Annotated in this window: 17 protein-coding genes; 8 read left to right on the plus strand and 9 right to left on the minus strand. The window is 72.8% G+C overall.

The annotated features are described in order from the left end of the window. Positions 1-22: 22 nt before the first annotated feature. The 6 genes from A0J59_RS09375 to A0J59_RS09400 form a co-directional block, all read right to left on the minus strand. A complete protein-coding gene (locus tag A0J59_RS09375; protein ID WP_064315952.1) occupies positions 23-1,327 on the minus strand; it encodes an alpha/beta fold hydrolase in 1,305 nt (434 codons plus the stop codon). A gap of 18 nt (positions 1,328-1,345) precedes the next feature. Further along, positions 1,346-2,311 (minus strand): NAD(P)-dependent alcohol dehydrogenase, encoded by a 966-nt coding sequence (locus A0J59_RS09380; RefSeq protein WP_064315933.1) that lies wholly within the window; start codon positions 2,309-2,311, stop codon positions 1,346-1,348. A 67-nt stretch (positions 2,312-2,378) separates the two neighbouring features. Continuing rightward, positions 2,379-2,888: a pyridoxamine 5'-phosphate oxidase family protein gene (locus tag A0J59_RS09385; protein ID WP_053369546.1), complete on the minus strand. Its 510-nt coding sequence runs from the start codon at positions 2,886-2,888 to the stop codon at positions 2,379-2,381. Positions 2,889-3,048: 160 nt separating this feature from the next. Continuing rightward, entirely contained in the window at positions 3,049-4,566 is a 1,518-nt protein-coding gene (gene glpK, locus A0J59_RS09390) for a glycerol kinase GlpK (protein WP_064315934.1), read from the minus strand. 139 nt (positions 4,567-4,705) lie between these two features. Continuing rightward, positions 4,706-5,467 carry an MIP/aquaporin family protein gene (locus tag A0J59_RS09395; RefSeq protein WP_047231523.1) on the minus strand — a complete coding sequence of 254 codons (762 nt, stop codon included), beginning with the start codon at positions 5,465-5,467 and terminating at the stop codon, positions 4,706-4,708. 179 nt (positions 5,468-5,646) lie between these two features. Continuing rightward, a complete protein-coding gene (locus tag A0J59_RS09400) occupies positions 5,647-7,395 on the minus strand; it encodes a glycerol-3-phosphate dehydrogenase/oxidase (RefSeq protein WP_047231524.1) in 1,749 nt (582 codons plus the stop codon). Positions 7,396-7,625: 230 nt separating this feature from the next. Between A0J59_RS09400 and A0J59_RS09405 the strand changes: the two genes are divergently transcribed. Then, positions 7,626-8,576, plus strand: coding sequence for a sugar-binding transcriptional regulator (locus tag A0J59_RS09405; protein ID WP_053369892.1), 951 nt, complete (start codon positions 7,626-7,628; stop codon positions 8,574-8,576). Positions 8,577-8,647: 71 nt separating this feature from the next. After that, positions 8,648-9,226: an amino-acid N-acetyltransferase gene (locus tag A0J59_RS09410; protein ID WP_047231525.1), complete on the plus strand. Its 579-nt coding sequence runs from the start codon at positions 8,648-8,650 to the stop codon at positions 9,224-9,226. Here A0J59_RS09410 and A0J59_RS09415 read toward each other — a convergent pair. Next, complete coding sequence (locus A0J59_RS09415) at positions 9,219-10,250, minus strand: LacI family DNA-binding transcriptional regulator (RefSeq protein WP_047231526.1); 1,032 nt, start codon at positions 10,248-10,250, stop codon at positions 9,219-9,221. The two genes, A0J59_RS09410 and A0J59_RS09415, sit on opposite strands and share 8 nt — an antisense overlap. 361 nt (positions 10,251-10,611) lie before the next feature. Here A0J59_RS09415 and A0J59_RS09420 point away from each other — a divergent pair, with 361 nt between their 5' ends. The 4 genes from A0J59_RS09420 to A0J59_RS09435 all read left to right on the plus strand — a co-directional run bounded on the left by A0J59_RS09420 (position 10,612) and on the right by A0J59_RS09435 (position 16,038). Then, positions 10,612-11,892 (plus strand): sugar ABC transporter substrate-binding protein, encoded by a 1,281-nt coding sequence (locus tag A0J59_RS09420; RefSeq protein ID WP_255365115.1) that lies wholly within the window; start codon positions 10,612-10,614, stop codon positions 11,890-11,892. Between the two features lie 108 nt (positions 11,893-12,000). Beyond that, a complete protein-coding gene (locus A0J59_RS09425) occupies positions 12,001-13,020 on the plus strand; it encodes a carbohydrate ABC transporter permease (RefSeq protein ID WP_082379545.1) in 1,020 nt (339 codons plus the stop codon). 1 nt (position 13,021) lies between these two features. Further along, on the plus strand, positions 13,022-13,915 hold the full coding sequence (locus A0J59_RS09430; protein WP_082918883.1) for a carbohydrate ABC transporter permease: 894 nt from the start codon (positions 13,022-13,024) through the stop codon (positions 13,913-13,915). 137 nt (positions 13,916-14,052) lie between these two features. Further along, on the plus strand, positions 14,053-16,038 hold the full coding sequence (locus A0J59_RS09435; protein ID WP_082918884.1) for a glycoside hydrolase family 127 protein: 1,986 nt from the start codon (positions 14,053-14,055) through the stop codon (positions 16,036-16,038). Between the two features lie 3 nt (positions 16,039-16,041). Here A0J59_RS09435 and A0J59_RS09440 read toward each other — a convergent pair whose 3' ends face one another. Continuing rightward, a complete protein-coding gene (locus A0J59_RS09440; RefSeq protein WP_064315936.1) occupies positions 16,042-16,971 on the minus strand; it encodes an A/G-specific adenine glycosylase in 930 nt (309 codons plus the stop codon). Positions 16,972-17,179: 208 nt separating this feature from the next. On the opposite strand from A0J59_RS09440, the gene A0J59_RS09445 reads away from it, so the two are divergent. Continuing rightward, positions 17,180-18,007, plus strand: coding sequence for a hypothetical protein (locus tag A0J59_RS09445; RefSeq protein WP_064315937.1), 828 nt, complete (start codon positions 17,180-17,182; stop codon positions 18,005-18,007). A 648-nt stretch (positions 18,008-18,655) separates the two neighbouring features. Then, positions 18,656-23,308, plus strand: coding sequence for a discoidin domain-containing protein (locus tag A0J59_RS09450; protein WP_255365116.1), 4,653 nt, complete (start codon positions 18,656-18,658; stop codon positions 23,306-23,308). 440 nt (positions 23,309-23,748) lie between these two features. Here A0J59_RS09450 and A0J59_RS09455 read toward each other — a convergent pair whose 3' ends face one another. Beyond that, a complete protein-coding gene (locus A0J59_RS09455; RefSeq protein WP_053369553.1) occupies positions 23,749-24,471 on the minus strand; it encodes a class I SAM-dependent methyltransferase in 723 nt (240 codons plus the stop codon). Positions 24,472-24,490 lie beyond the last annotated feature (19 nt).

Consider the following 24,490-nt stretch of genomic DNA (forward strand, 5'->3'; position numbering starts at 1 on the left):
CAGACGCGACTATTTCATGCACTCAGCGGGTGGGGAGGGGGCCGCCGCGGGCGGCGAGGCGGTCGCGCAGGCGGGAGAAGACGTCTCCCGTGCGCAGGCCGTCGTGCTCGAACTCGTTGGTCACCCACGTCCGGACGTTGCCCACGTGCGCGGCGGTCTCGAGCGACAGGCCCGCGTCGACGAACATGTCGTCGAAGTACACCGCCGCCTCGACCGGCACCTCGTTGCGGGCGAGCACGTCGAGGTCGTAGAGGTCCGGCCAGCCCTCGCGGGCGGCGAGCGCCTCCGCCGCCGCGCGGAAGGGGCGCAGCGCGGCGACCTCATCGAACATCCAGGGGTAGATCATCTCGCCGGTGAGCAGCAGCGGCCGGGCCGCCGGGTCGAACGCGGGGTCCTCGGCGCGCACGGCCTCGGCCGCCCAGGCCGTGGGTCCGGTGCCGGACTGCGCGTAGATCGACTCGTGCAGCACGGCGTAGAGCGGGTTGGTGCGGAACGACGTCGCCGCGGCGACCTCGGCGAGGAACGTGTCGGTGAGCTCGTCGGGCGCGTCGGCGTCGAACGCCTCGTCGACGACCCAGTGGATGCGCTCCGGGCCGGGCTGCATGCCGAGGTCCATGCCGAGCGTCTGGAGCCGGCGCACCGTGAGCGCGTCGCCGTCGGGCAGCCGCACGTCGCCGGCGGCCAGGCGGTCCGCGACGCGCCCGAGCCGGGCCGCGTCGTCGGGGTAGCGCTCGCGGTAGGCGGCGTTCTTCGCGACGACGCGCGGCTGGGTGCGGCGGTAGACCTCGCGCGCGTCCGCCGTCAGCCCCGGCAGGCCGCCCGTCACGAAGCACGCGTCGAGGGCCTCGGGAGCGCGGGACAGGTACGTCATGGTGAGGAACCCGCCGTACGACTGCCCGAGCGAGGACCAGCGCCGACCGCCGTAGACCGTGCGCCGCACGTGCTCGGCGTCGGCGACGATCGAGTCGGCGCGGAAGTGCGCCAGGTGGTCGGCCTGGGTGGCGCCCGTCCCGCGCCCGGCGAGCGCCGCGCCCCGCACCGCCGACGAACGGCCGGTGCCGCGCTGGTCGAGCAGCACGACGCGGTGGGTCTCGAGCGCCGTGCCGAGCCAGCCGTCGGGACCGGTGGGACGCGGCCCCTTGCCGCCCGGACCGCCCTGGAGGAAGACGAGCAGCGGCAGGTCCTCCCGACGTCGCAGGGGGTCGACGAGCTCGCGCACGAACAGCGTCAGGCGCCGGGGGTCGCCGTCGTCGCCCCAGACGAGCGGCACCACGAGCTCGCGGTCGGTGACGTGGATGCCGGGGACGGTGTAGCTGGTCTCGCGCAGGAGGCTCACGCGCCCACCCTAGCCAGCGGCGTCGCGCACGGTGACGACGACCTTCCCGAGGGCGCGTCCCTCACCGTGCAGCGTGAGCGCGGCGGGCACGTCCGCGAAGGGGAGCGTGCGGTCCACGTGGATCTCGACGTCGCCGGCGGCGCACAGGTCGGCGAGCGGCGCGAAGTGGCGCGGGCCCTGCCGCACGAAGAGGACGCCGAGCCGTGCACCGGTCAGCGCTCCCAGCACTGGCCCGACGGTGAGCATGCGGAGCAGCGTCCGCAGCGTGCCCCCGACCATCAGGCACCGCCCACGGCGGGCGAGCGCGCGCCGATAGGCGAACACGGACCGGTACGCGACGAGGTCGACCACCAGGTCGTACGGGCCGATGCGCGTGAAGTCGGTCCGCCGGTAGTCGATCACCTCGTGCGCGCCGAGCCGCTCGAGGAAGTCGAGCTTGCCGGCGTTGTCCACCGCGGTGACGTGCAGGCCCCGCGCGACCGCGAGCTGGACCATGAGGCTCCCGGACCCGCCGCCCGCGCCGTTGATCAGCACGCGAGCCCCCGGCGCCGCCGACGCGAGGGCTTGCAGCGCGATGGCGCCCGCCTGCGGGATCGCGGACGCCTGGGCGAAGGTCAGCCCGGGCGGCTTGTGCGCCACCGCCTTCTCCGGCATCACCACGTACTCCGCGAACCCACCGCGGCGCGGGAGGTTGTCGCCGTAGACCTCGTCACCCGGACAGAAGCGCGTGACGCCGTCCCCGACCGCCACGACGCGACCGGCGACGTCGGACCCGAGGACCCGGGTGCGCGGTGCGCGGAGCCCGTCGAGGCGGGCGTAGCCCGGGCTGCCGCGGAGCGCCTCCCAGTCCGACAGGTTCACGGACGTCGCGACGACCTCGACGAGGACCTCGCCCTTCTCCGGTGCAGGCGTCGGCACGTCACGGAGCCGCAGCTCGTCGACGCCGCCGTACCGCTCGTAGACCCACGCGCGCACCCGACCACCGTAGGGACTCCCGCGGGCGGGAGCGACCGCGGCGGGGCGGGTCGGCAGCGCGAAGCCCTCAGAGCTCCACGGTCTCGTTCTCCCCGCCCTCGTACGGGCGCCCGGTGACCTTCGCCTTGACGAGGCTGAAGAGCGTCGCGACGCGGCCGCCGGGGGAGTCCCAGTACTCGGCGGACTCGGCGTGCAGACGGATGAGCACGACCCCGGGGGTGTCCGGGCCGTCGGGGAACCATGCGTCGGCGACGGCGTTCCACAGCTCGCGGATCTTGTCCGGGTCGTGCACGAGCGTGGCGCGCCCGGAGAGCGACACCCAGGAGCTGGTCCCGGAGAACGCGGCGTTGGCGGCGGAGTCGCGGGCGATCTCCGCGACCTTGTGGGAGTCCGCCGCGGCGAAGAACCACAGGTCGCCGTCGAAGTCGACGGCCTGCACGCCCATCGGCCGGCTGACGAGGCTCCCGTCCTCCGCGACGGTCGTCAGCATGGCGATCCGCTCGTCCTTGACGAGCTCGCGGACCTTCTCGACCTCGTCGGACCCGGCGTGCGGCAGCTCGTGGTGCGTGTCGGTCATGGCGTCTCCCGTCGTGGCAGGCCGCCGTGTCGCGACCTCCTCCGACGCTAGGCACGTGCCCGGGGGCTCGCCCGCCGGGCGGAGACGACGAAGGGGCGGGGCGCACCGGCGCCCCGCCCCTCCGCACGTGCCGCGTCCCGCGAGGGACGCGACGACCGGCCTACTGCTCGACGTCCTCGTCCACCCACTCGAACGTCTTCGTCACGGCCTTCTTCCAGTTCCGGTAGAGGCGCTCGCGCTCGGCGTCGTCCATCGACGCGCTCCACCGCTTGTCCTCGGCCCAGTTGTCGATGACGTCCTGCTCGCCCTTCCAGAACCCGACGGCGATGCCCGCGGCGTACGCGGCACCGAGCGCCGTGGTCTCGGCGACCCTGGGGCGCACGACGTCCACGCCGAGCTGGTCGGCCTGGAACTGCATGAGGAGCTCGTTGGCGACCATGCCGCCGTCGACGCGCAGCTCGGTGAGGTCGACGCCGGAGTCGGCGTTCATCGCGTCCAGCACCTCGCGCGTCTGGTAGGCGGTCGCCTCGAGCGCGGCCCGCGCGATGTGGTTGCGGTTGACGTACCGCGTGAGGCCGACGAGCGCGCCGCGCGCGTCCGATCGCCAGTACGGGGCGAAGAGACCGGAGAACGCGGGCACGAAGTACGCGCCGCCGTTGTCCTCGACCTTGCCCGCGAGCCACTCGACGTCGGGCGCGTCCTCGAACATGCCGAGGTTGTCGCGGAGCCACTGGATGAGCGAGCCCGTGACGGCGATCGATCCCTCGAGCGCGTAGCGGACGGGCTGGTCGCCGATCTTGTAGCAGACGGTCGTGAGCAGGCCGTTCTGGCTCATGACCTTCTCCGTGCCCGTGTTGAGCAGCATGAAGTTGCCCGTGCCGTACGTGTTCTTGGCCTGCCCGACCTCGAAGCACGCCTGGCCGAACGTCGCCGCCTGCTGGTCGCCGAGGATGCCCGCGATCGGCACGCCGGGGAGCAGGCCCTGCTGGCGACCGTGCCCGTAGACCTCGGAGGAGGACTTGATCTCGGGGAGCATGGACAGCGGGATGCCCATGTCCGCGGCGATGTCCTCGCGCCAGGAGAGCGTGTCGAGGTCCATGAGCATGGTGCGCGACGCGTTGGTCACGTCGGTGACGTGCACGCCGCCGTTGACGCCGCCCGTGAGGTTCCACAGCGTCCACGTGTCGGTGTTGCCGAACAGCAGGTCGCCCGCCTCGGCCTTCTCGCGCGCGCCCTCGACGTTGTCGAGGATCCACTTGACCTTGGGGCCGGAGAAGTAGGTCGCGAGCGGGAGGCCGACGATCGACTTGTACTTCTCGGGGCCGTCGGAGCCGCCCAGCTCGTCGACGATCTTCTGCGTGCGGGTGTCCTGCCAGACGATCGCGTTGTAGACCGGCTTGCCCGTCGTCTTGTCCCACACGACGGCGGTCTCGCGCTGGTTGGTGATACCGACCGCCGCGATGTCGTTGTGCGTGACGTTGGCGCGGGTGAGCGCGAGGCCCACGGCCTCGCGGACGTTGTTCCAGATCTGCTCCGGGTTGTGCTCCACCCACCCCGCGCGCGGGAAGATCTGGTCGTGCTCGAGCTGCCCGGTGGAGACGATCTCCCCGGAGTGGTTGAAGACGATGGCCCGGGAGCTCGTGGTCCCCTGGTCGATGGCGAGAACGTAGTCGGCCATGGTGCGTTCAGTCCTTCACGTCGGTGTGGGTGTGGGTTGCGTGGTGGGTGCCCGGCGCCCGACGGCGGCGGGCCGCGTGACCGGGGAGGCCCCCGGCTCCCCGGTCACGCGGGGGAGAGGTCCGGCTCGTCCGGGTCGGTCAGACCCAGGCGGCACCGAGCAGGCCGGCGAGGACACCGCCGACCAGCGGACCGGCGACGGGGACCCACGAGTAGGCCCAGTCGCTCGAGCCCTTGCCCCGGATCGGCAGCAGCGCGTGCGCGATGCGGGGACCGAGGTCACGGGCAGGGTTGATCGCGTACCCGGTGGGACCACCGAGGCTGGCGCCGATCGCGACCACGACGAGCGCGACGGCGAGCGGGCCGAGGCCCGACGGCGTCTTGCCGGAGGCCACGACGAAGAACACGAGCACGAAGGTCGCGATGACCTCCGTGATGAAGTTCCACGCGTAGGAGCGGATCTCCGGACCGGTGGAGAACACGGCGAGCTTGGTCGCACCGGGGGCGTCCTCGTCGAAGTGCTTCTTGTACGCGAGGAACGCGAGCACGGCACCGATGAAGGCACCGATCATCTGCGCCCCGAAGTACATGAACATGTTCCCCACGGTGGGCTCGATCGTCGCCGTGACCATGCCCTCCGGGCCGGTCACGGAGTAGAACGGCTCCTGCGCGGTGAACAGGCCGATGGTCACGGCGGGGTTGAGGTGCGCACCCGACTTGTAGGCCACGTAGACGGCGGTGAAGACCGCGAGGCCCCATCCGAAGTTGATGAGGAGCCAGCCGCCGTTGAAGCCCTTGGTCCTCGGCAGGATGACGTTCGCGACGACGCCCGCACCGAGGAGGATCAGGGTCGCCGTGCCGAGGATCTCGGACCAGAAGGCGTTCATGAGGAGTTGATCCATCGTGCTCTCTCTTTCGTGGTGGACTTCTCTGTCTCAACCGTCCCGGCGCGCCTGAGCGTCGGGTCCTCGGGTCGGTCCGCCGTCGGCGTGCGCCCCGTGAGGTCGGTGTGCGAGGGCCGGTCGGGCGCCGTCCCCTGCCGGACGGCGCCCGAGGCTCGCTCGCGAGCGGTGTTCTGCTGTCAGGTGGTGCGGAGCGGCTGCAGGGGCGACACGTCGTCGACCTCCAGCCGGGTGCGCTCGGCGGAGGCGTCGTCGGGCTCCTGCTCGGCGGCGGCCTCCGCGTTCGCGCGGTCGGTGTAGCTGGCGATCTCGGCGGCGCGGGTCGCGTCGTCCCACCCGAGGAGCTCGGCGACGAGGTCGGCGATCTCGGGAAGCGCGGCGAGGCCGCGGTCGGCGACCTCGTAGTTGAGCCGGGTGCGGTGCAGCAAGAGGTCCTCGAGGTGCAGCGCGCCCTCGTGGGAGACGCCGTACGCGATCTCGGCACGCAGGTACGCGGGCGCGTGCTCGAGCGGCTCGGCCAGGTCCGGCCGCGCCTCGCACAGCTCGACGATCTCCCGCAGGTTGGAGCCGTACCGGTGCAGCAGGTGGTCGACGAGCGCGGGCGTCCAGCGGTAGCGCGAGGCCCACGGTCGCGCCTGGCGCCGGACGGCGTCGAGGCCGACGGCGCCCAGGAGCGGGATCTTCTGCGTGATGGACGGCAGGGCGCTCGCGCGCTGGCCGATCGCGAAGTCGACGGCGTCCTTGGCCATCACGCGGTAGGTCGTGAGCTTGCCGCCGGCGATGACGGTCAGACCCGGGGTCGGGGAGGCGACGGTGTGCTCCCGGGAGACCTTCGCGGAGCTCGTGCCCTCCTTGGTGCCCGGCTGGAGGAGCGGTCGCAGACCGGCCCACGTGCCGATGATGTCGTCGCGCGTGAGCGGGTGCGCGAGCACCGCGTTCGCGTGCTCGAGCACGTAGTCGATGTCGGCCGCGGTCGCGACGGGATGCTGGAGCTCCTGCTCCCACGGCGTGTCGGTGGTGCCGATCACCCAGTAGCGCGACCACGGGATGACGAAGAGCACCGACTTCTCGGTCTGGAGGATCAGCCCGACCTTGCCCTTGATGCGCTCGCGCGGCACGACGATGTGGATCCCCTTGGACGCGAGCACACGGAGCCCACCCTCGCTGCCCGCGAGCGCCTCGGTGTCCTCGGTCCACACGCCCGTCGCGTTGATGACGGCGCGCGCCCGCACGGTGACCTCGCGCCCGGTCTCGAGGTCCACGAGGACGGCACCGTTCACGGCGCCCGTCGAGCCCTTGGTGAGCGAGACGACCTGCGTGCGCGACGCGGCGTGCGCGCCGTACGACGCGGCGGTCCGGACGAGCGTGGTGACCAGACGGGCGTCGTCGACGGACGCGTCCCAGTACTGGACCGCGCCGACCGCGGCGTCGTGCGCGAGGTCGGGGAACTTCTTCTCCATCCCGCTGCGGGACAGGTGCCGGTGCAGCGGCATCGCCCGCTTGCCGGGGGCGACGCTCGCGAGCGTGTCGTAGAGCGCGATGCCCGCACCGACGTAGGCGCGCTCCCACACGCGGTGCTCGAGCGGGTAGAGGAAGGGGACGGGCCGCACGAGGTGCGGCGCGATCTCCTTGAGCAGGAGGTCGCGCTCGGTGAGCGCCTCCTTGACGAGGTGGAAGTCGAGCATCTGCAGGTAGCGCAGCCCGCCGTGGACGAGCTTGCTCGACCGGCTCGACGTCCCGGCCGACCAGTCCTGGGCCTCGACGATCGCCGTCGACAGCCCGCGCGTCACGGCGTCGAGCGCGATCCCCGCGCCGGTGACGCCCCCGCCGATCACGAGGACGTCGAGCTCTGCGTCGGCGCTCGTGCTGGCCTCGAGCGCGGCGAGCGCCTGCCGGCGCGACTCCGCGGTGAGTCTCGTGGATGCCATCCGTCTCCCTCTCTCGTCCCTCGGTGCTGCGGGCACGCCGCGGGACGATGCGCCCACGGTGCGCTCACAGCGACGGTCCCACGCCCGACCAGGGTGCGCGAGCGGTAACCGTCGTGCGCACGCCGGGGTCCCGGCGCGACGGCACGCCCTCCAGACCACCACGCGCCGAACGGACGCGCAACCGTGGTGCACAAACGTGCAGAATGGAGGTCGAGCGGAAGGAGACCGCCATGGTGGACCGGGAGCAGGACGTCCTACGGGCGGCGTCGATGTACTACCTCCAGGACATGAAGATGGAGGTGATCGCGAAGCACCTGCACACGTCGCGGTCGACGGTGTCGCGCCTCGTGAAGCGTGCGCGCGACACGGGGCTGGTCGAGATCTCGCTGCGGCCGGCGCGGAGCCGCGGTCCCGGGCTGGGTCAGCACCTCTCGAGCACGTGGGGCATCGACGCGTACGTCGTCCCGGTGCCGGACCAGGCGCCGCAGGTCGAGCGGCTGGAGCAGGTCGCCCTGACGACCGCCCGCCTGCTGTCGACGTGGTTCGACTCCGACATGATCCTCGGCATCGCGTGGGGGACCACGCTGTCGGCCATCTCCCGGCACCTGCCGCGCAAGCCGACGCGGGGGAGCGCCGTCGTCCAGCTCAACGGCGCGGCCAACACGCGCACGTCGGGCGTGCACTACGCGGGTGACCTCATCGCAGGGTTCGGCACCGCGTTCGACGCGCACGTGCACCATTTCCCAGTGCCGGCGTTCTTCGACTACGCCGGGACCAAGCGGGCGATGTGGCGCGAGCGGTCGGTGCGACGCGTCCTCGACGTGCAGCACCGGGCGGACATCGCGCTCTTCTCGGTGGGCGCCGTCGCGGGCGGCGTGCCGTCCCACGTGTACTCGGCGGGCTACCTCGAGCCCGACGACATCGCGGTCCTCGACGCCGAGGGGGTCGTCGGCGACGTGTGCACGGTGTTCCTGCGCGCTGACGGCACCTACCGCGACATCGCGCTCAACGAGCGTGCGACCGGGCCCGGACCTGACGAGCTGCGCAGGGTGCCCCGGCGCGTGTGCGCCGTGGCGGGCGACAACAAGGTGGCGCCGCTGCGCGCGGCCCTGCGCGCCGGCGTCGTCACGGACCTCGTGGTGGACGAGATCACCGCGTCCCGGCTCGTCGGGGGCGGCTGAGAGGACCCGCGCACGTATGCGACCGGCTGCATGAATATGCAAGACCGGTCGGATCCGCGTACAGTGACGCGGTGCCCACGACCTCCGCCGTCCGCGTCCGTCCCGCCCTGCCCGCGGACGTGCGCGCGGTCCGCGCGCTCGTGCAGCCCTACGCGGAGGCGCGGATCCTCCTGGCCAAGGAGATGGTCGGGTACTACGAGGCGGTCCAGGAGTTCGTCGTCGCCGAGGTGGAGCCCGGCGCCACCGGTGAGCCCGACGGCGAGGGCGCACCGCTCGTCGTCGGGTGCGGCGCGCTGCACGTCATGTGGGACGACCTCGCCGAGATCCGCACCCTCGCGGTCGACCCCGCCTGGCGCGGCCACCGCGTGGGGCACGCGCTCGTCGTCGAGCTGCTCGCGCGGGCGCGCGCGCTCGGTCTGCGGCGGGTGTTCTGCCTGACGTTCGAGGTCGACTTCTTCCGGGCGCACGGGTTCCGTGCGATCGAGGGGACCCCCGTCTCCCACGAGGTGTACGCGGAGCTGCTGCGCTCGCACGACGACGGCGTCGCCGAGTTCCTCGACCTCGCGCGCGTGAAGCCCAACACGCTCGGCAACACGCGCATGCTGCTCGACCTCGACGACGTGCCGGAGGGCCCCGCCCTGCTCAGCTGATCGGGACCGTCGACGCGCGCGTCACGACCCGGCAGGGGAGCTCCTCGACGCCGGGCCGCACGGTGCCGTCGATCGCCGCGAAGAGGCGCTGCGCCGCCACCCGTCCGAGGCGCTCGAGGTTCATGTCGACGCTCGTGAGCTGGGGGCGCGCGTTGGTCGTGAGCACCTCCCAGTTGTCGAACCCGATGACCGACACCTCGCCCGGCACGTCCCGGCCGAGCTCGCGCAGCGCGTCGAGCACGCCGCGCGCGATCTGGTCGGAGCCGCAGAAGAACGCGTCGACGTCGCCGTGCTGCTCGACGATCATGCGCGCCGCCCCGCGTCCCCAGCCCTCGCTCCACGAGCCGAAGAACGTCTGGCCGCCCACCAGCTCGAGGCCGGCTGCGGCGACCGCGGCCTCGGCGCCCGCCGCACGGTCCTGCGCGGCCTTGTACCCGGGGTCGCCCGAGACGTGCGCGACGCGGCGTCGCCCGCACGAGAGCAGGTGCTCGACGGCGAGCCGGCCGGCACCGACGTTGTCCGCCGTGATCGAGACGTCCGAGGGGTCCTCCGAGGGCGCGTAGGCGTAGACGACGGGGACCGGGACGTCGGCGCTGAGCGGGGGCCGGGGGTCGGTGCGCGACCCGACGACGATGAGGCCGTCCACGCGCCGCGAGAGCAGGGCGCGGACGTGGTGCTGCTCGCGGATGGCGTCGCCCCGCGCGTCGCACAGGAAGACCGACACGCGACCGGCGCCGAAAGCGTCCTCGGCGCCCATGAGCACGGGGATCGAGAAGCGGCCCTCGAGGTCGCTCGTGAGCAGGCCGACGGTGCCGGTGCGTCCCTTGAGCAGCCCGCGCGCGAGAGCGTTGGGCGCGAACGACAGCCGCTCGGCGGCCTCCAGGACGCGCAGTCGCGTCTCCGCCTTGACCTGGTCGCGCCCGTTGATCGCCTTCGACGCGGTCGCGATGGACACGCCCGCGAGGCGTGCGACGTCGGTGAGGGTCGCCGCGCGCGGCGTGGCGCTCCCGCTCTGGGTCGTCATGAGGCCGTTCCCCCTCCTGCCGGTGCGCTGCGCTGCGCCCTCGACGATCGAGCCGTGATCGAACTGTAACCCGCTGTCGTGCTTGACGAGACTACCGCGCTGCCATACATTCAGAAAACCTTTTCGGTTAGTTTCGGTTCCGACGCACGTCGCGAGCAGGGGGCTCGCAGGCGACGCCAGGACCTCGAACACTAGCCGCCTGAGGGGAGGGTCGGCCACGTGGAGCGCGCCGCAGCGCGACACGAGGACCGAAAACGTGTTCGCCCCCAGCGCGAGCACGGGGCGCAGGTGCAACGGCTCGAAGACGAGTACGAGGAGACACGAGATGAAGAACCACCGCGGGGCCTCCTGGAAGAGGTCCGTGGCCACGACGACACTCGTCGGCCTCGTCGCGCTCGGGCTCGCCGCGTGCGGCGGGTCCGGAACCGGCGGCGACGACGCCGCGACGGGCGGGACGGGAGAGGGCGGCGTCGAGGGCGTCGACGACGGCAGCACGCTCACGCTGTGGACGCGCGCGCCGCTCGAGAAGCAGGCCAACCTGCTCGTGGACGCGTACAACGCGAGCCACGAGAACCAGGTCGAGCTGACGATCGTCCCCAACGACGACTACGTGGCGAAGGTCGGCGCCGCCGCGGGCAGCGGGGGCCTGCCCGACCTCTTCGCCGCCGACATCGTCTACGTGCCGAACTGGGTCGAGCAGGGCCTGTTCCAGGACGTCACCGACCGCATCGACCAGCTCGACTTCGCGGACCAGATCAACCAGGGCCACCTCGAGGCCGGCACCTACGAGGACCAGGAGTACGTCCTCCCGTTCGTGCTCGACATCTCGGTCCTCTTCTACAACAAGGACCTCTACGAGCGGGCCGGCCTCGACCCCGAGGCCGGGCCGACGTCGCTCGAGGAGTTCGCGGAGCAGGCCAAGGCGGTCGACGCGCTCGGCGGCGGCGTCGACGGCACGTTCTTCGGCGGCAACTGCGGCGGGTGCCTCGTGTTCACGTGGTTCCCGTCGGTCTGGGCCGCGGACGAGGACGTGCTCAGCGCGGACGGCACCGAGTCGCTCCTCGCGAGCGACACCGCGCAGGACGTCTACGCCGTGTACAAGGACCTCGTCGACTCCGACGCCGTGGGCGCCGGAACCCGCGACGAGACCGGCGCGACCTGGGTCGCCCCCTTCCAGGAGGGCAAGGTCGGCGTGATGCCGTACCCCGCGACGCTCCTGTCGACCGCCGACGAGACGGTGGACGTCGGCGTCGCGCCGATCCCGGGTCCGGGCGGCGGCGAGTCGACCTTCGTCGGCGGCGACGGCATCGGGATCTCCAAGGACAGCGAGCAGTCCGACCAGGCCTGGAACTTCCTCTCCTGGATGATGTCCGAGGAGGCGCAGGTCGAGGTGCTCGCCAAGAACGGCGACGTCGTCTCGCGCGCCGACCTGGTCGACAACGAGTACTCGTCGGCCGACCCGCGCGTCGTGACGATCAACGAGATCGCGAGCAAGGGCCGCACGCCCGTCGCGCGCAACTTCCAGCAGGCGTTCAACGCTCCGAACAGCCCGTGGCTCACGCTCGTGCGCAACGCGGTGTTCGGCGACGGCTCGAGCATCGAGCCGGACAACGAGGAGATCACCGCGGTCCTCTCGCAGTGACCCCCGGGTGACGACCACCTCCGCGTGACCACAGCGCCCGCCGCCGCGCCCACCGTGCGGCGGCGGGCCGGGTCCGGCTTCCCTCACCCCTGTTCCAGGAGACCTCTCATGTCCGTGCAGTCCGCGTCCTCGACGCCGCCCCCGCCCGTGCCGCACGGCGCGGCGCCGCAGGGCCCCGCCGCGAGCGACGACCGGCCGCCCCGGGGCACCGCCACCGCGAGCCCGAGCACCAGGCGGCGCGGCCGTCGTCCCGGGCGCTCGCAGGCGGCCCGCGGGTGGGCCTACGCCGCCCCGACCGCGGTGTTCGTGCTCGTCCTCTTCATCTTCCCCGTGCTGCTGGTGGGCCAGATGTCGGCGTCCGACTGGCCGCTGCTCGCGGGCAACCGAGGCGTCAACTTCCCCGACAACTTCCGCGACGCCGTCGAGAACCGGTTCTTCTGGGACTCCGTCGTCTTCACGGTGAAGTACACCGTGATCGCCACCGTGCTCCTCATCGGCCTGGGGCTCGGGTTCGCGCTCCTGGTCCAGGAGTCGAGCCGGTGGAAGAGCTTCCTGCGCACGTCGATCCTCGTGCCGAGCGCGCTGGGCCTGGCCTCCGCGTCGCTGCTGTTCTACGCGCTGTACTCGCCGCAGGTCGGCCCCGTCTCGCCGCTGCTCGAGCGGCTCGGGATCGTCGACGAGCCGGTGTCGTTCCTCGGCTCGCCCGAGGGCGCGCTGTGGTCGACGGTGTTCCTCATCGTCTGGCGCTTCGCGGGCTTCTACATGCTCCTGCTCATGGTGGGCCTCCAGGGCATCCCGCACGAGGTCTACGAGGCGGCGCGCATGGACGGCGCGAACCGCTGGCAGACGTTCGGCCGCGTGACGCTCCCGCTGCTGCGCCCGTCGCTCGCCCTCTGCACGATCATGTGCGTCACCGGCTCGCTGCTCGCGTTCGACCAGTTCTACATCCTCACCAAGGGCGGTCCGGACAACAGCACGATCACCGTGGTGCAGCTCATCTACAACATCGCCTTCCAGGGGCAGAACGACCTGGGCGTGGCCGCCGCGCTGTCGATCATCGTGCTCGCGGCCCTCGTGCTCATCAACGTCGCGCAGGTCCGTGGCATGCGCGCACCCGAGGAGAAGTGACATGGCCGTCACCGCACCCGCTCCCGCCCCCGCGACGCGCCCCGCGCGACCCGGGCGGCCCGCGCCCCGCGCCCGCATCGCCGGCGTCCTCACGCGCACCCCGTACTGGGTGCTCACCGGGGGGCTCGCGATCGTCTTCCTCTTCCCGCTCGTGTGGGCCGGGGTGGCGTCGTTCTCGCCGCAGCCGGGCAGCGCCCAGGTGGACGGCTGGGGGTTCGGCAACTACGCGACCCTCGCGAGCTACCAGGCGGGGATCGGGCAGTACCTGTGGAACTCCGTCGTCGTCTCGGGCCTCACGGTGCTCTTCACGCTCGGGGTGTCGCTGCTGGGCGGGTTCGCGTTCGCGCGGTTCCGCTTCCCGGGCCGCGACGTGCTCTTCCTCGTGACGCTCGCGATCCTCATGGTCCCGTACGCGACCCTGCTCATCCCGCTCTACGTGCTGCTCAACACGCTGCACCTGCAGAACTCGCTGCTCGGCCTCGCGCTCGTGCTCACGATGTTCCAGCTCCCGTTCGCGACCTTCATGATGCGCATCTCGTTCGAGTCGGTGCCGCGCGAGCTCGACGAGGCGGCGATGGTCGACGGGTGCTCGTCGTTCGGGGCGCTGCGCTGGGTGCTCGTCCCCGCCGTGAAGCCGGGACTCATCACCGTGGGCCTGTTCGCGTTCCTCGCGGCCTGGAACGACTTCGTCGCGCCGCTCATCCTCATCACCGACTCGACCAAGGCGCCGCTGCCGCTCGCGGTGGCCAACATGCGCCAGCAGGTCATGGGCATCGTCGACTACGGCGCGACGCAGGCGGGCGTCGTCGTGCTCGCCGCGCCGTGCGTCGTGCTGTTCCTGCTGCTCCAGCGCCACTACGTGCGTGGCTTCATGTCCGGAGCGCTGAAGGGATGACGACCCACGCCCCTGCCCCCACCCCCCGGGCCGCCGGGCCGACGCCGTCCGGCGTCCCCGCCGACGCGCCCCACGAACGACCCCACGAACGACCCGACGAACCACGAGGCGGCGCCGTCGCCTCCGGAGGTGCTGCCATGACCACGACCCCGACCGTGCCCCGGACGACCGGGACCGGTGCCCGCCCGACCGACGGCGGACGCCCGGTCGTCCCCGCGACGGGGCGGCTGCAGCCGCTCGGGCTCGCGCAGGTGCGCATCACGGGCGGGTTCTGGGCCGAGCGCCAGGAGGTCAACCGCGCCGCGACCCTGGGGCACATCGAGCACTGGCTCGAGGCGGAGGGCTGGCTGCCGAACTTCGACGCCGTCGTGCGCGGCGACGTCGCGACGACCCGGCGGGGACGGGAGTTCAGCGACTCCGAGGTGTACAAGCTGCTCGAGGCGATGGCGTGGGAGCTCGGCCGCCGCCCCGACGACGCGCTCGAGCGGCGGTTCGCCGCGATCGTCGAGCGGGTCGCGGCGGCGCAGGCACCGGACGGCTACCTGTGCACGCGGTTCGGCAACCCCGGCCAGCCTGCGCGGTACACCGACCTCGAGTGGGGCCACGAGCTGTACGTGCAGGGCCACCTCCTGCAGGCGGCCGTCGCGCGGGCGCGCACCGGGCACCCGGACGACCTCCTCGTCGAGGTCGCGCGCCGCTCCGCCGACCACGTGTGCGAGGCGTTCGGCCCGGACGGCATCCAGGGGGTCTGCGGGCACGCGGAGGTCGAGGTGGCGCTCGCGGAGCTGGGGCGCGCGCTCGACGAGCCCCGGTACGTGCGGCAGGCGGCCCTCTTCGTCGAGCGGCGCGGGCACGGCACGCTCGCGGACATCGAGTGGGGGCGCTCCTACTACCAGGACGACGTCCCGGTGCGCGAGGCGACCGTCTTCCGGGGCCACGCGGTCCGCGCGAACTACCTCGCCGCCGGTGCGGTCGACGTCGCGGTCGAGACGGGCGACGACGAGCTCGTCGCCGCGGTCGCGCGGCAGTGGGAGCGCACGCAGGCCGCGCGCACCTACGTCACGGGGGGCCAGGGCTCGCACCACCAGGACGAGGCGTTCGGCGAGGACTTCGTCCTGCCGCCCGACCGCGCGTACTCGGAGACGTGCGCGTCGATCGGGTCGGTGATGGTCGCGTGGCGCCTCCTGCTCGCGCAGGGCGACCCGCGGTACGCGGACGTGGTCGAGCGCACGCTGTTCAACGTCGTCGCGACGTCGCCCGCGCACGACGGCCGCGCCTTCTACTACGCCAACACGCTCCACCAGCGCGTCCCGGGTGAGCCTGCCGCACCGGACCAGGTGAGCAAGCGCGCCGAGTCGTCGCTGCGCGCGCCGTGGTTCGAGGTGTCGTGCTGCCCGCCCAACGTCGCACGCACGTTCGCGAGCCTCGCCGGGTACCTCGCCACCGTCGACGACGGCGGCGTGCAGCTCCACCAGTACGCCACGAGCGAGGTCCGCGCGACGCTGCCGTCCGGGGAGCCCGTCGCGCTCGACGTCGAGACCGGCTACCCCGCGGACGGGCGCGTGCGCGTGCGCGTCGTCGAGGCGCCCGAGCGCTGGGCGCTCACGCTGCGCGTTCCCGCGTGGTCGGGCTCGGGGCTGCTCGTGGTCGACGACGGCCCGGCCCGCCAGGTGCCCGCGGGCACCGTCGCGGTGCCCGACCTGCGCGAGGGGAGCGTCGTCACGCTCGACCTCGACGTCACGCCCCGGTTCCTCGTGCCCGACGAGCGCGTGGACGCCGTGCGCGGGTGCGTCGCCGTCCAGCGCGGCCCCGAGGTCCTGTGCGTGGAGTCCGTCGACCTGCCGGGCGGACGCGACGTCGCCGACCTGCGCGTCGACGTCGCCGTGCCGCCGCGCGAGGAGGACGGGCGCGTCGTCGTGCGGGGCCTGCTCGTGGACCCGGCGACGGCCCCGTGGCCGTACACGCCGCTCCGCGGCGGGGCGCCCGGGTGGACCGGTGCCGCGCGCGGGTCCGTCCCGGTCGAGGCGCCGGCGGAGGTCTCCGTCGACGTCCGGCTCGTGCCGTACCACGACTGGGCCGGGCGCGGCCCGTCGACGATGCGCGTCTGGCTGCCGACCGTCTGACCGTCAGGCGGGGAGCCGGTAGAGGTCGTCCGCCTGCTCGACGAGCCCGTCCTCGACGAGGCTCGCGACGCAGCGGTCGAGCTGCGCGGCGTCGTGCCACACCTCGGCCACGACGTCGCGCGGCACCGGCCCCGGCGCCTCGCGCAGCGCGGCCATGACCCGACCCCGCACCTGGCGGTCCGTGCCGGCCCACGCCTGCGTGCGCCGGCGTGCCGCGTGCTCGTCGCCCGGCCGCCCGGCGCGGCGCCACGCGCACGCGTCGCGCACCGGGCACGCGCCGCAGCGCGGTGCCCGGGCCGTGCACACGAGCGCGCCCAGCTCCATGGACGCTGCGGCCCACAGCACGGCGTCCGCGTCGCCGAGCGGGGCGACCGCCGCGGCGGTCGCGCGCTCGGCGGCGGTGTACGACGGCGCGGGCAGCGCGGTCCCGCCGACGGCCCGTGCCAGGACGCGGCGCACGTTGGTGTCCACGACGACCGCGCGCCGCCCGTGGGCGAACGCGGTCACCGCCGCGGCGGTGTACTCGCCGACGCCCGGAAGGGCGCGCAGCGCCTCCTCGCCGAGCGGCACCTCGCCGTCGTGCCGCTCGACGATCGCGCGGGCGCACTCCTGGAGGCGCAGCGCGCGCCGCGGGTAGCCGAGCCGGCCCCACGCGCGCAGGACGTCGGCCGTCGCCGCCGCCGCCAGGTCGGCCGGCTCGGGCCAGCGCGCCATCCAGTCCCGCCACGCCGGCTCGACCCGGACCACCGGGGTCTGCTGGAGCATGACCTCGCTCACGAGCACGCCCCACGCGGTGCGGTCCGCGGCGCGCCAGGGCAGGTCGCGCGCCGTCTCCCCGAACCAGCGCCCGACGGCGTCGCGCAGGTCGGCGTGGGGGTCGTGGCCCGGGGCGGGGGCGGGCGTGCGGACCGGGCGCGCGGCCGGAACGGTCATGGCGGCTGTCGTCCCTCTCGGTCGTCGGGTGCGCCCCGCGACGACGTGCCGGCGTGCGGTCGTGCCGGCCGGCGGCGAGGCGCCGAGAGGTCGTGGGGACGACCTATTCTGCCCCGACCTGGGCGGACGTCGGCGCGGCAGCACGAGGCCCGGCGCCCGTCGCGGATACCGTGGTCGCGACCAGCCACCCGCACGACCGGAGGACCCCGTGAGCACGCCGCGGACCGACCGCGCCCCCAGGCCGAGCGACAGCCCGCGCACCGGGGCGGGGAGGCCGTCGCGCGGAGCCCTGCTCCGCCGCCGCCTGGTCGCGCTCGCGCTGCTCGTCGGTCTCGTGGTCGGTCTCGTGCTGCTCGGCCAGGTCGTCGTGCGGGCGGTGCAGCCGATGCTCGCCGGGGACGAGTCGGCGCAGGAGGGCAAGTCGCCGCCGCCGACACCGGAGGCCGCCGGACCGCCGCAGGACTGCACGGCGGCGTCCCTGGAGCTGGGCCTCACGACGAGCGCGGCGGAGTACGAGCCGGGCCGCGCCGTCCAGCTCAGCGTCACGCTCCGGCAGTCCGGCGGACGGCCGTGCCTCGTCGACGGCTCCGACGCCGGGCGGCAGGTGCAGGTCTACTCCGGCGACGAGCTCGTGTGGTCGTCCGCGCACTGCGGCTCGACGGAGCGGCTGCTCCTCATGAGCACCGGGGACGAGGACCCGTCGAAGCTCGTCCGCTGGGACCGGCACCGCTCGGTCGAGGGCTGCGCCCCCGACCAGCCGGAGGTGGGGCCGGGCACGTACACGGCGGTCCTGAGCGTCGCGGGCGTCGAGGGGGCGACGAGCGAGCCCGTGACCTTCACGCTCCTCGAGCCGCCCGCGCCCACGCCCGACCCGGCGGAGCCGACGGCTCCCGCCGACGGGACCGGTCCGGCCGAGGGCACCGCACCGGCCGACGGGACGGCGCCGGCGGACGGCGCGGCGCCGCCGGCCGACGGGACCGCCCCGCCCGCGGAGCAGACCCCGGCCGGGACGACGCCGCCCGCCGACGGCGCGTAGCGGTCGTCCGCTCGAGCAGCGGCCGCGCTCCGGCCGAGCCGTCGTGCCGGGTCGCCCTGAAGCCGTGGTGGCGCGCAACCTCCGTGCGACGCCCTGCCGTCATCCCGAGCCCCGAGCCCCGAGCCCCGAGCCCCGAGCCTCGAGCCCCGAGCGGGCGACTCGTCGAGGATGGGCCTTCCTCCGCGCGCTCAGACGGAGTGAAACCGATGAGTGGCTGATTTCGGTACAGAAGATCCGAACTGATCTCTCCGGTGTGTGAGATTGCGTCGCACGATCGGAACGGCCCGGAAACACAACGGATCACGGCGCGAAGAGGCACTGTGCTTCCGTCGATCGGTGCGCAAAGTCGAGACCGAAAACCATTGCGGTCGACGTGGTGCGCTGGTTGACTGGCTCGCGTCTGGCGACCTCACCGCGGAGGGAGCCGGGGCCGACGGCCCCGGTCACCACCGGCCCGCGGGGCGGCGCGAGCCGGCACGACGATCAGGGTCACGCGTCCCGCAGCGGGGCGGGCGGACGAGGCAGTCCACCCGCGCGACGCGAGGCCCCGCCGTCGTCCCGAAACCTGTTCCGGTTCCCGATGGAGAGGACTTGGTGATGTCGGGGAGAGCGTGGAGAAGGGTCGTCGCCTCGGCGATGACAGGTGCGATGGCCGCCACCGGCGTCGCACTGGCACCGGCGGCGCAGGCCGACGTGGTGCCGGGCAACGAGAGCGACGTCGGTGTCTACACCGACGGCACGACGGACTCGATGGACATCGGTGACCCGGTCTACACGAACCTGGGTCCTGTCGCCGCGGCGCTCGAGCCGGGCGTCCCGTGGACCGCGGGCTCGATGCACGGGTCGATCTTCGAGAAGGACCTGGCCGCGGGCGGCACCGACTACTACCTCGACCGCGTGCTCGGGGTGAGCGGGACGGCGAGCAACACCGTGCTCCAAACGCGCGGGCGGTCGCTCTACCTGCGCGGCAACAGCAACTGGGCGGTCATGGGCTTCGCGGGCTCCGCGTTCGCGGGCGGGCCGAACAACCTCGGCAACCTCTACACCGTGACCGTGCCCGGTCAGACGATCACCGAGGTCGGGGCGCAGCGCTTCAACGCGCCGAGCCACGCGAAGGCGCGCTACACGGTCGGGTCGACCGGTGTCACCGCCGACCTCAAGAAGCTCATCACGTACGACAACGTGGCGCTGTCGGCGATCACGTTCACGAACCCCGGCGCGAGCGACGTGACGTTCACGGTCCGTGCGGCGTCACCGCTCGCGACGACGTCGACGGGCTCCGCGGACGAGCTCACCGGGACGCGGACGCTGACGAGCGGGTCGAACAACGGTCTCGTGGACACCCCGTGGTCCGACGTCACGATCGGGCTCAAAGCGCCCGGGTTCGAGCGCGTCGGCACCAACCTCGACCGCGAGGTCACGGTCCCCGCGGGCGGATCGCTCGACCTGTCCGTGCTCGGCGTGCTGTCCAGCGACACGCTCCCGGAGTCGGTCGAGAGCTTCCACGAGTACGCCGAGCTGTCGCCGGCGGACGCGTTCCGCACCGGCGTCACGGCGTTCAACCGGCAGTGGGCCCAGGACATCCCGTACATCGACGTGCCCGACGACGCGATCGAGAAGGCGATCGTCTACCGCTGGTGGGGCGAGCGGTACAACAGCCTGGACGCGAACGAGCCGGGCTACGTGTACCAGTACCCGACGACGATCGAGGGCGTGAACCTCTACCAGAACTCGGTGGCGCTCACGCAGCCCATGCACCTGCAGGACACCAAGTGGATCCGCAACCCGTACCTGGGCTACGGGCAGATCCTCAACATCGGCGAGCTGTCCGGGTCCTCCGCGTTCCTCGACAGCCCCGGCCACACGAGCTGGAACAACCACTACTCGCAGTACCTCGGCACCGCGGGCCTCGAGGCGTTCAACGTGCACGGCGGCGGTCCGGCGGTCGCCGAGCGCTTCGCGACGTACTTCGAGGGCGACGGCACGGGCCAGCTCGAGCACTACGACGGCAACGACGACAAGCTCATCGCCTACGACACCAACTACATGCCCGGCAACGACTCCGACGCGATCAGCTTCGGGTACCCCAAGGTCAACGCGGGGGCGCCGGGCGCGCGGACGATCGAGCGACCGGAGTCCGCGTACGTGTGGGGCGCGTTCGACGCCGCCCGCCAGCTCTACGCGATGGCGGGGGCGGACCCGGAGAAGGTCGCCGAGATGGGCCAGACCGCGGACGAGATCCGCGACGCGATCCTCGGCCGGCTGTGGAGCGAGGAGACGCGCATGTTCCTCGCCGGCACGTCGCACGGCGCGACGTCGGGCGGGAACCAGAACCCCCTGAGCGAGGCCGAGCGCGACCTCATCCCGGCGAAGGAGTCGAACCTCTACGACGTCTACGCCGAGAACCTCATCCCGGTCGAGGACGCCGAGAAGTACGTCGACGGCTTCCGCTTCCTGCGGTACGGGGACAACTTCCCGATCTTCCCGTTCTACACGGCCAACCAGTACGACCGCGCGAAGTTCGGGATCGGCGGCTCGAACAACTTCTCCAACATCAACTTCACGGTCCAGTATCGCGGTGTGCGGTCCGCGCTGCGGCACTACGACCCCGACCACACCTACGTCACGCCCGAGTACGCGGCCAAGCTGCTCGACTGGATGGCGTGGAGCATCTACCCGAACGGCAACGCGCTGGTCCCCAACCAGGCCGAGTACTACTCGAACTGGAACGCGAGCACGCAGACGTTCAACCGCAACAACCCGAACCACGTGATGCTCGGCAACATGAACTACATCTACGTCGAGGACATGGGCGGCATCCAGCCGCGGTCCGACGACAAGATCGAGCTCTGGCCGATCGACCTCGGGTACGACCACTTCATGGTCAACAACCTGCGGTACCACGGCAAGGACGTCACGATCGTCTGGGACGAGGACGGCTCGCACTACGGCCTCGGTGAGGGCTACAGCCTGTTCGTCGACGGCGAGCGCAAGGCCGCGGCCGACGCGCTCGGCCGGTTCGTCTACGACCCCGCCGCCAACGAGGTCGTCGAGTCCGACGAGGGCCTCCGGGTCGAGGTCGTCGCGGACGAAGGGGCCGACGTGCCCACGGCCGTGGACACCCTGATCGAGGACGAGCGCGTCGTCTCCTACCTCAAGACCGCGGGCATCGACCTCACCGAGGACGCGGGCAACCTCGCGCGCGGTGCCGAGCTGTCGTCGTCGGCCACCCAGCAGGGCGCGCGCCCGACGCCGTGGCGCCAGTTCCACACGCCGGGCTGGAGCACGGGCTCGATGAACTACACGCCCGGGGCGATCAAGGAGACCGAGCGACCCGTGTCGCTCGCCGCGGTCACCGACGGCAACACCGTCAACGAGCCCTACTGGGGCAACTACGGGACGGAGGGTGACACCGGCTACGTCGAGCTCGACCTCGGCGAGCCCACGACGTTCGACAACGTCAAGGTCTGGTTCGTCAGCGACCGGCAGGCGGGCGGTTACCGCGAGCCGCTGCGGTACTCGATCCAGGTGCCCGACGGCTCGGGCGGCTGGACCACGGTGCCGGACGCGTTCAAGGCCCCGAAGATCCCCGGTCCGAAGTTCAACGAGGCGCTCTTCGAGGCCGTGACCACGGACACGGTCCGGGTCGCGTTCACGAACACGCCGTCGTACTGGACCGCCATCTCGGAGATCCAGGTCTTCGACTCCGGCCGCGACGTGCCCGAGGTCGTCAACGACGCCCCGACCGTCACCGTGAACGTCGACCGGTCGAAGGACGGCAACCTGTCCACGACGCTCGTCGGCACCGTGACCGACGACGGCATCCCCGAGGACGGGGTGCTCACCTCCGGGTGGTCGACGGTCTCCGAGCCCGAGGGCGCGAGCGTCATCTTCGGCGACGCCGACGCGCTGACCACCACGGTCACGGGTACGGCCGCAGGGGAGTACACCTTCCGCCTCACCGCGTCCGACGGCGAGCTCACGACCGAGCGCGACGTCGAGGTCGAGCTCACCGAGAAGGCGACGTCGGCCGAGTTCGGGGCGCTCGCGACGATCACGACGAGCGGGTCGGCGTCGTGGGAGAACCCGCTGCGCGTCAACGAGCCCTCGACGCCCGCGAGCTCGAACCCGGGCGCGGGCAACGGCTGGGGCACGTGGGGCCAGCCCGCGAACGGGACGAGCCCGCAGACCGCGGCGTGGATCCGGTACGCGTGGGAGTCCCCGGTGCTCGTCGCGTCGACCGACATCTACTGGTACGACGACAACGGCGGGACGCGCATGCCGCGCGCGGACACCTACACGGTCGAGCACTCGCAGAACGGCACCGACTGGACTCCCGTCACCCTGACCGAGGGCTCGACGTACGCGGGCGCGCTCCAGCGCAACGCGTACAACCACCTCGAGTTCGAGCCCGTCGAGGCCAGCTACCTGCGCGTCCGCATCACCGGCGTGCAGACCGGCGGCGCCGGCACCGGCGTCCTGCGGTGGCGCGTCAACGGGGACACCGTCGACTCGGTCGCGAGCCCGGTGATCCTGCGCACCGTCACGGGCGAGGTGCCCGAGCTGCCGACGTCGCTCGACGTCGTCTACTCGAGCGGCCGCCGCGGCACGGTCGACTTCACCTGGCAGCCCATCACGCCGGCCATGGTGGCCGAGACCAACGTCGAGCCGTTCACGGTCTACGGCACCAACACGACCTACGGCCTCATCGCCGAGGCTCAGGTGTACGTGCGGCCGGAGAGCTCGCAGGGCGGCATCTCGATCCAGGGCGCCGAGCAGTTCGAGCAGAGCGTGGACGTCGGCGAGCAGCCGTGGCTGCCCACCACGGTCCTCGTCTCCTACAACGACGGCTCGCGCGACAACCAGGCGATCGGCGTCGAGTGGGACTACGACGAGTCCGTCGTCGAGACGCCGGGCGTGTACGTGATCCAGGGTGACCTCGTCCTCCCGGACTACGTGAGCACCGCCGGCACCACGACGACGACGCTCACCCTGACCGTGGGCGACGGCGTCCCCGCCGGCCCGACGGTCACCGTCACGGCGGAGACCCGCTGCCTCGCCGGCAAGGTCTACGTCGCGGTCCGCGCGCAGAACGACGACGAGGTGCCGCTCACGGTCCGCCTCGACACGCCGTTCGGGACCAAGACCGTCAACGGCGTCGAGCCCGGCAAGAACGCCTACCAGTCGTTCGCGTCGCGGGCGACGTCGGTCGAGGCCGGCGAGGTCACGGTCGTGGCCACCGACGCCGAGGGGAGGTCGACGACCGTCACCGAGCAGTACGACGCCGCCACCTGCGGCTGACCCGCAGCGCGCGTCGCGCACCCGTCTCGCCCCGGTCCGTCCCCACGGACCGGGGCGAGACCCGTCTGCGCGAGGGAGAACCCTGGTCTGCCGAGGTAGAGCCCTGGTCGCGCGAGGTAGAGCCGTGGTCACGCGAGGTTGAGCCGTGGTCTCTCGCCCGACGGCGTGTGGTCGCGTTGGGTGGGCGGGGTGGGTGGTGGTGCCGCGTCTACCATCCGCCGCTCGTTCCTCGCGGCTCCCGCCAGGCCCGCCACGACGCGGCACCACCACCCACCCCGCCTTGCGTCGTCTCACCCTGGTCTGCGCTCACCCTGGCGACTGCCCGCGTGGTGGGGTTCGTCTCGGCCCCCGCCCCGAGCACCGAGTCCATCCGCGCCGCGGACGCGACCAGGTGGGTCTGAGACCTGACCACGGTTCTGCCTCGGCGGGGCAGGAGTGCGTCAGCGGCGGGCCAGGGCCCAGCGGAAGGCGTTGCGCAGGAGGTAGGTGCCGTCGGGGCGGCGGAAGGGGCGCGCGGCGGCGAGGACGTCGGGGCGGAGCTCGGCGCGCAGCTCGTCGGACTCGCCGAACATGATGGCGGCGACGACCTCGTCCGCGTCGGCGAGCACCATCGGCGCGTCCGCGACGCCCTCGGTGACGACGGTGAAGCCGTGCTCGGCCAGGAGCGCGCCGAGGTGGCCCTCCTCGCGGCTCTCGTCGCTCGGCTCGTGGTCCTCGCCGGCGACGGCCCGCTCGAGGACGGTGAGGTCGTTGAGGTCGTCCTCCGCCCACGTCGCGACGGCGACCAGCTCGCTCACGCGCCGGCACTCGCTCAGGGTCAGGGCGACGTCGGTGAACGCGAGGGCGTTGACGAGCGTCACGAGGTCGAACGCGTCGTCGGGCCACGGGAGGCGCTCGGCCTGGGCGACGCGCAGGTCCGCGTCCGGGCCGACCCGACGCGCGACGTCGATCATCCCGGCCGCGGCGTCGCAGCCTGCCGCGTCCGCGCCGCGGGAGAGAGCCATGGCGACGAGCTCGCCGGTGCCGCACCCGACGTCGAGCACGCGGGAGCCGGGCCCGACGCTCGCGGCGTCGAGGATCGCCTGCTGGGCCGGGGCCGCCGCGGGCGCCCACCAGCGCGCCCAGGCGTCGGCCAGTGCCGACCACTCGTCGACGTGGTCCACGGTCCCCCTCCGTGCGGGC

It is taken from the genome of Cellulosimicrobium sp. I38E (assembly GCF_001647255.1).
Lineage (GTDB): Bacteria > Actinomycetota > Actinomycetes > Actinomycetales > Cellulomonadaceae > Cellulosimicrobium > Cellulosimicrobium cellulans_E.

Coding starts and splice junctions, on each gene's coding strand:
- A0J59_RS09385 (WP_053369546.1), bottom strand. CDS start 2,888: ATGACCGACACGCACCACGAGCTGCCGCACGCCGGGTCCGACGAGGTC.
- glpK (WP_064315934.1), bottom strand. CDS start 4,566: ATGGCCGACTACGTTCTCGCCATCGACCAGGGGACCACGAGCTCCCGG.
- A0J59_RS09395 (WP_047231523.1), bottom strand. CDS start 5,467: ATGGATCAACTCCTCATGAACGCCTTCTGGTCCGAGATCCTCGGCACG.
- A0J59_RS09400 (WP_047231524.1), bottom strand. CDS start 7,395: ATGGCATCCACGAGACTCACCGCGGAGTCGCGCCGGCAGGCGCTCGCC.
- A0J59_RS09405 (WP_053369892.1), top strand. CDS start 7,626: ATGGTGGACCGGGAGCAGGACGTCCTACGGGCGGCGTCGATGTACTAC.
- A0J59_RS09415 (WP_047231526.1), bottom strand. CDS start 10,250: ATGACGACCCAGAGCGGGAGCGCCACGCCGCGCGCGGCGACCCTCACC.
- A0J59_RS09425 (WP_082379545.1), top strand. CDS start 12,001: ATGTCCGTGCAGTCCGCGTCCTCGACGCCGCCCCCGCCCGTGCCGCAC.
- A0J59_RS09430 (WP_082918883.1), top strand. CDS start 13,022: ATGGCCGTCACCGCACCCGCTCCCGCCCCCGCGACGCGCCCCGCGCGA.
- A0J59_RS09435 (WP_082918884.1), top strand. CDS start 14,053: ATGACCACGACCCCGACCGTGCCCCGGACGACCGGGACCGGTGCCCGC.
- A0J59_RS09440 (WP_064315936.1), bottom strand. CDS start 16,971: ATGACCGTTCCGGCCGCGCGCCCGGTCCGCACGCCCGCCCCCGCCCCG.
- A0J59_RS09450 (WP_255365116.1), top strand. CDS start 18,656: ATGGCCGCCACCGGCGTCGCACTGGCACCGGCGGCGCAGGCCGACGTG.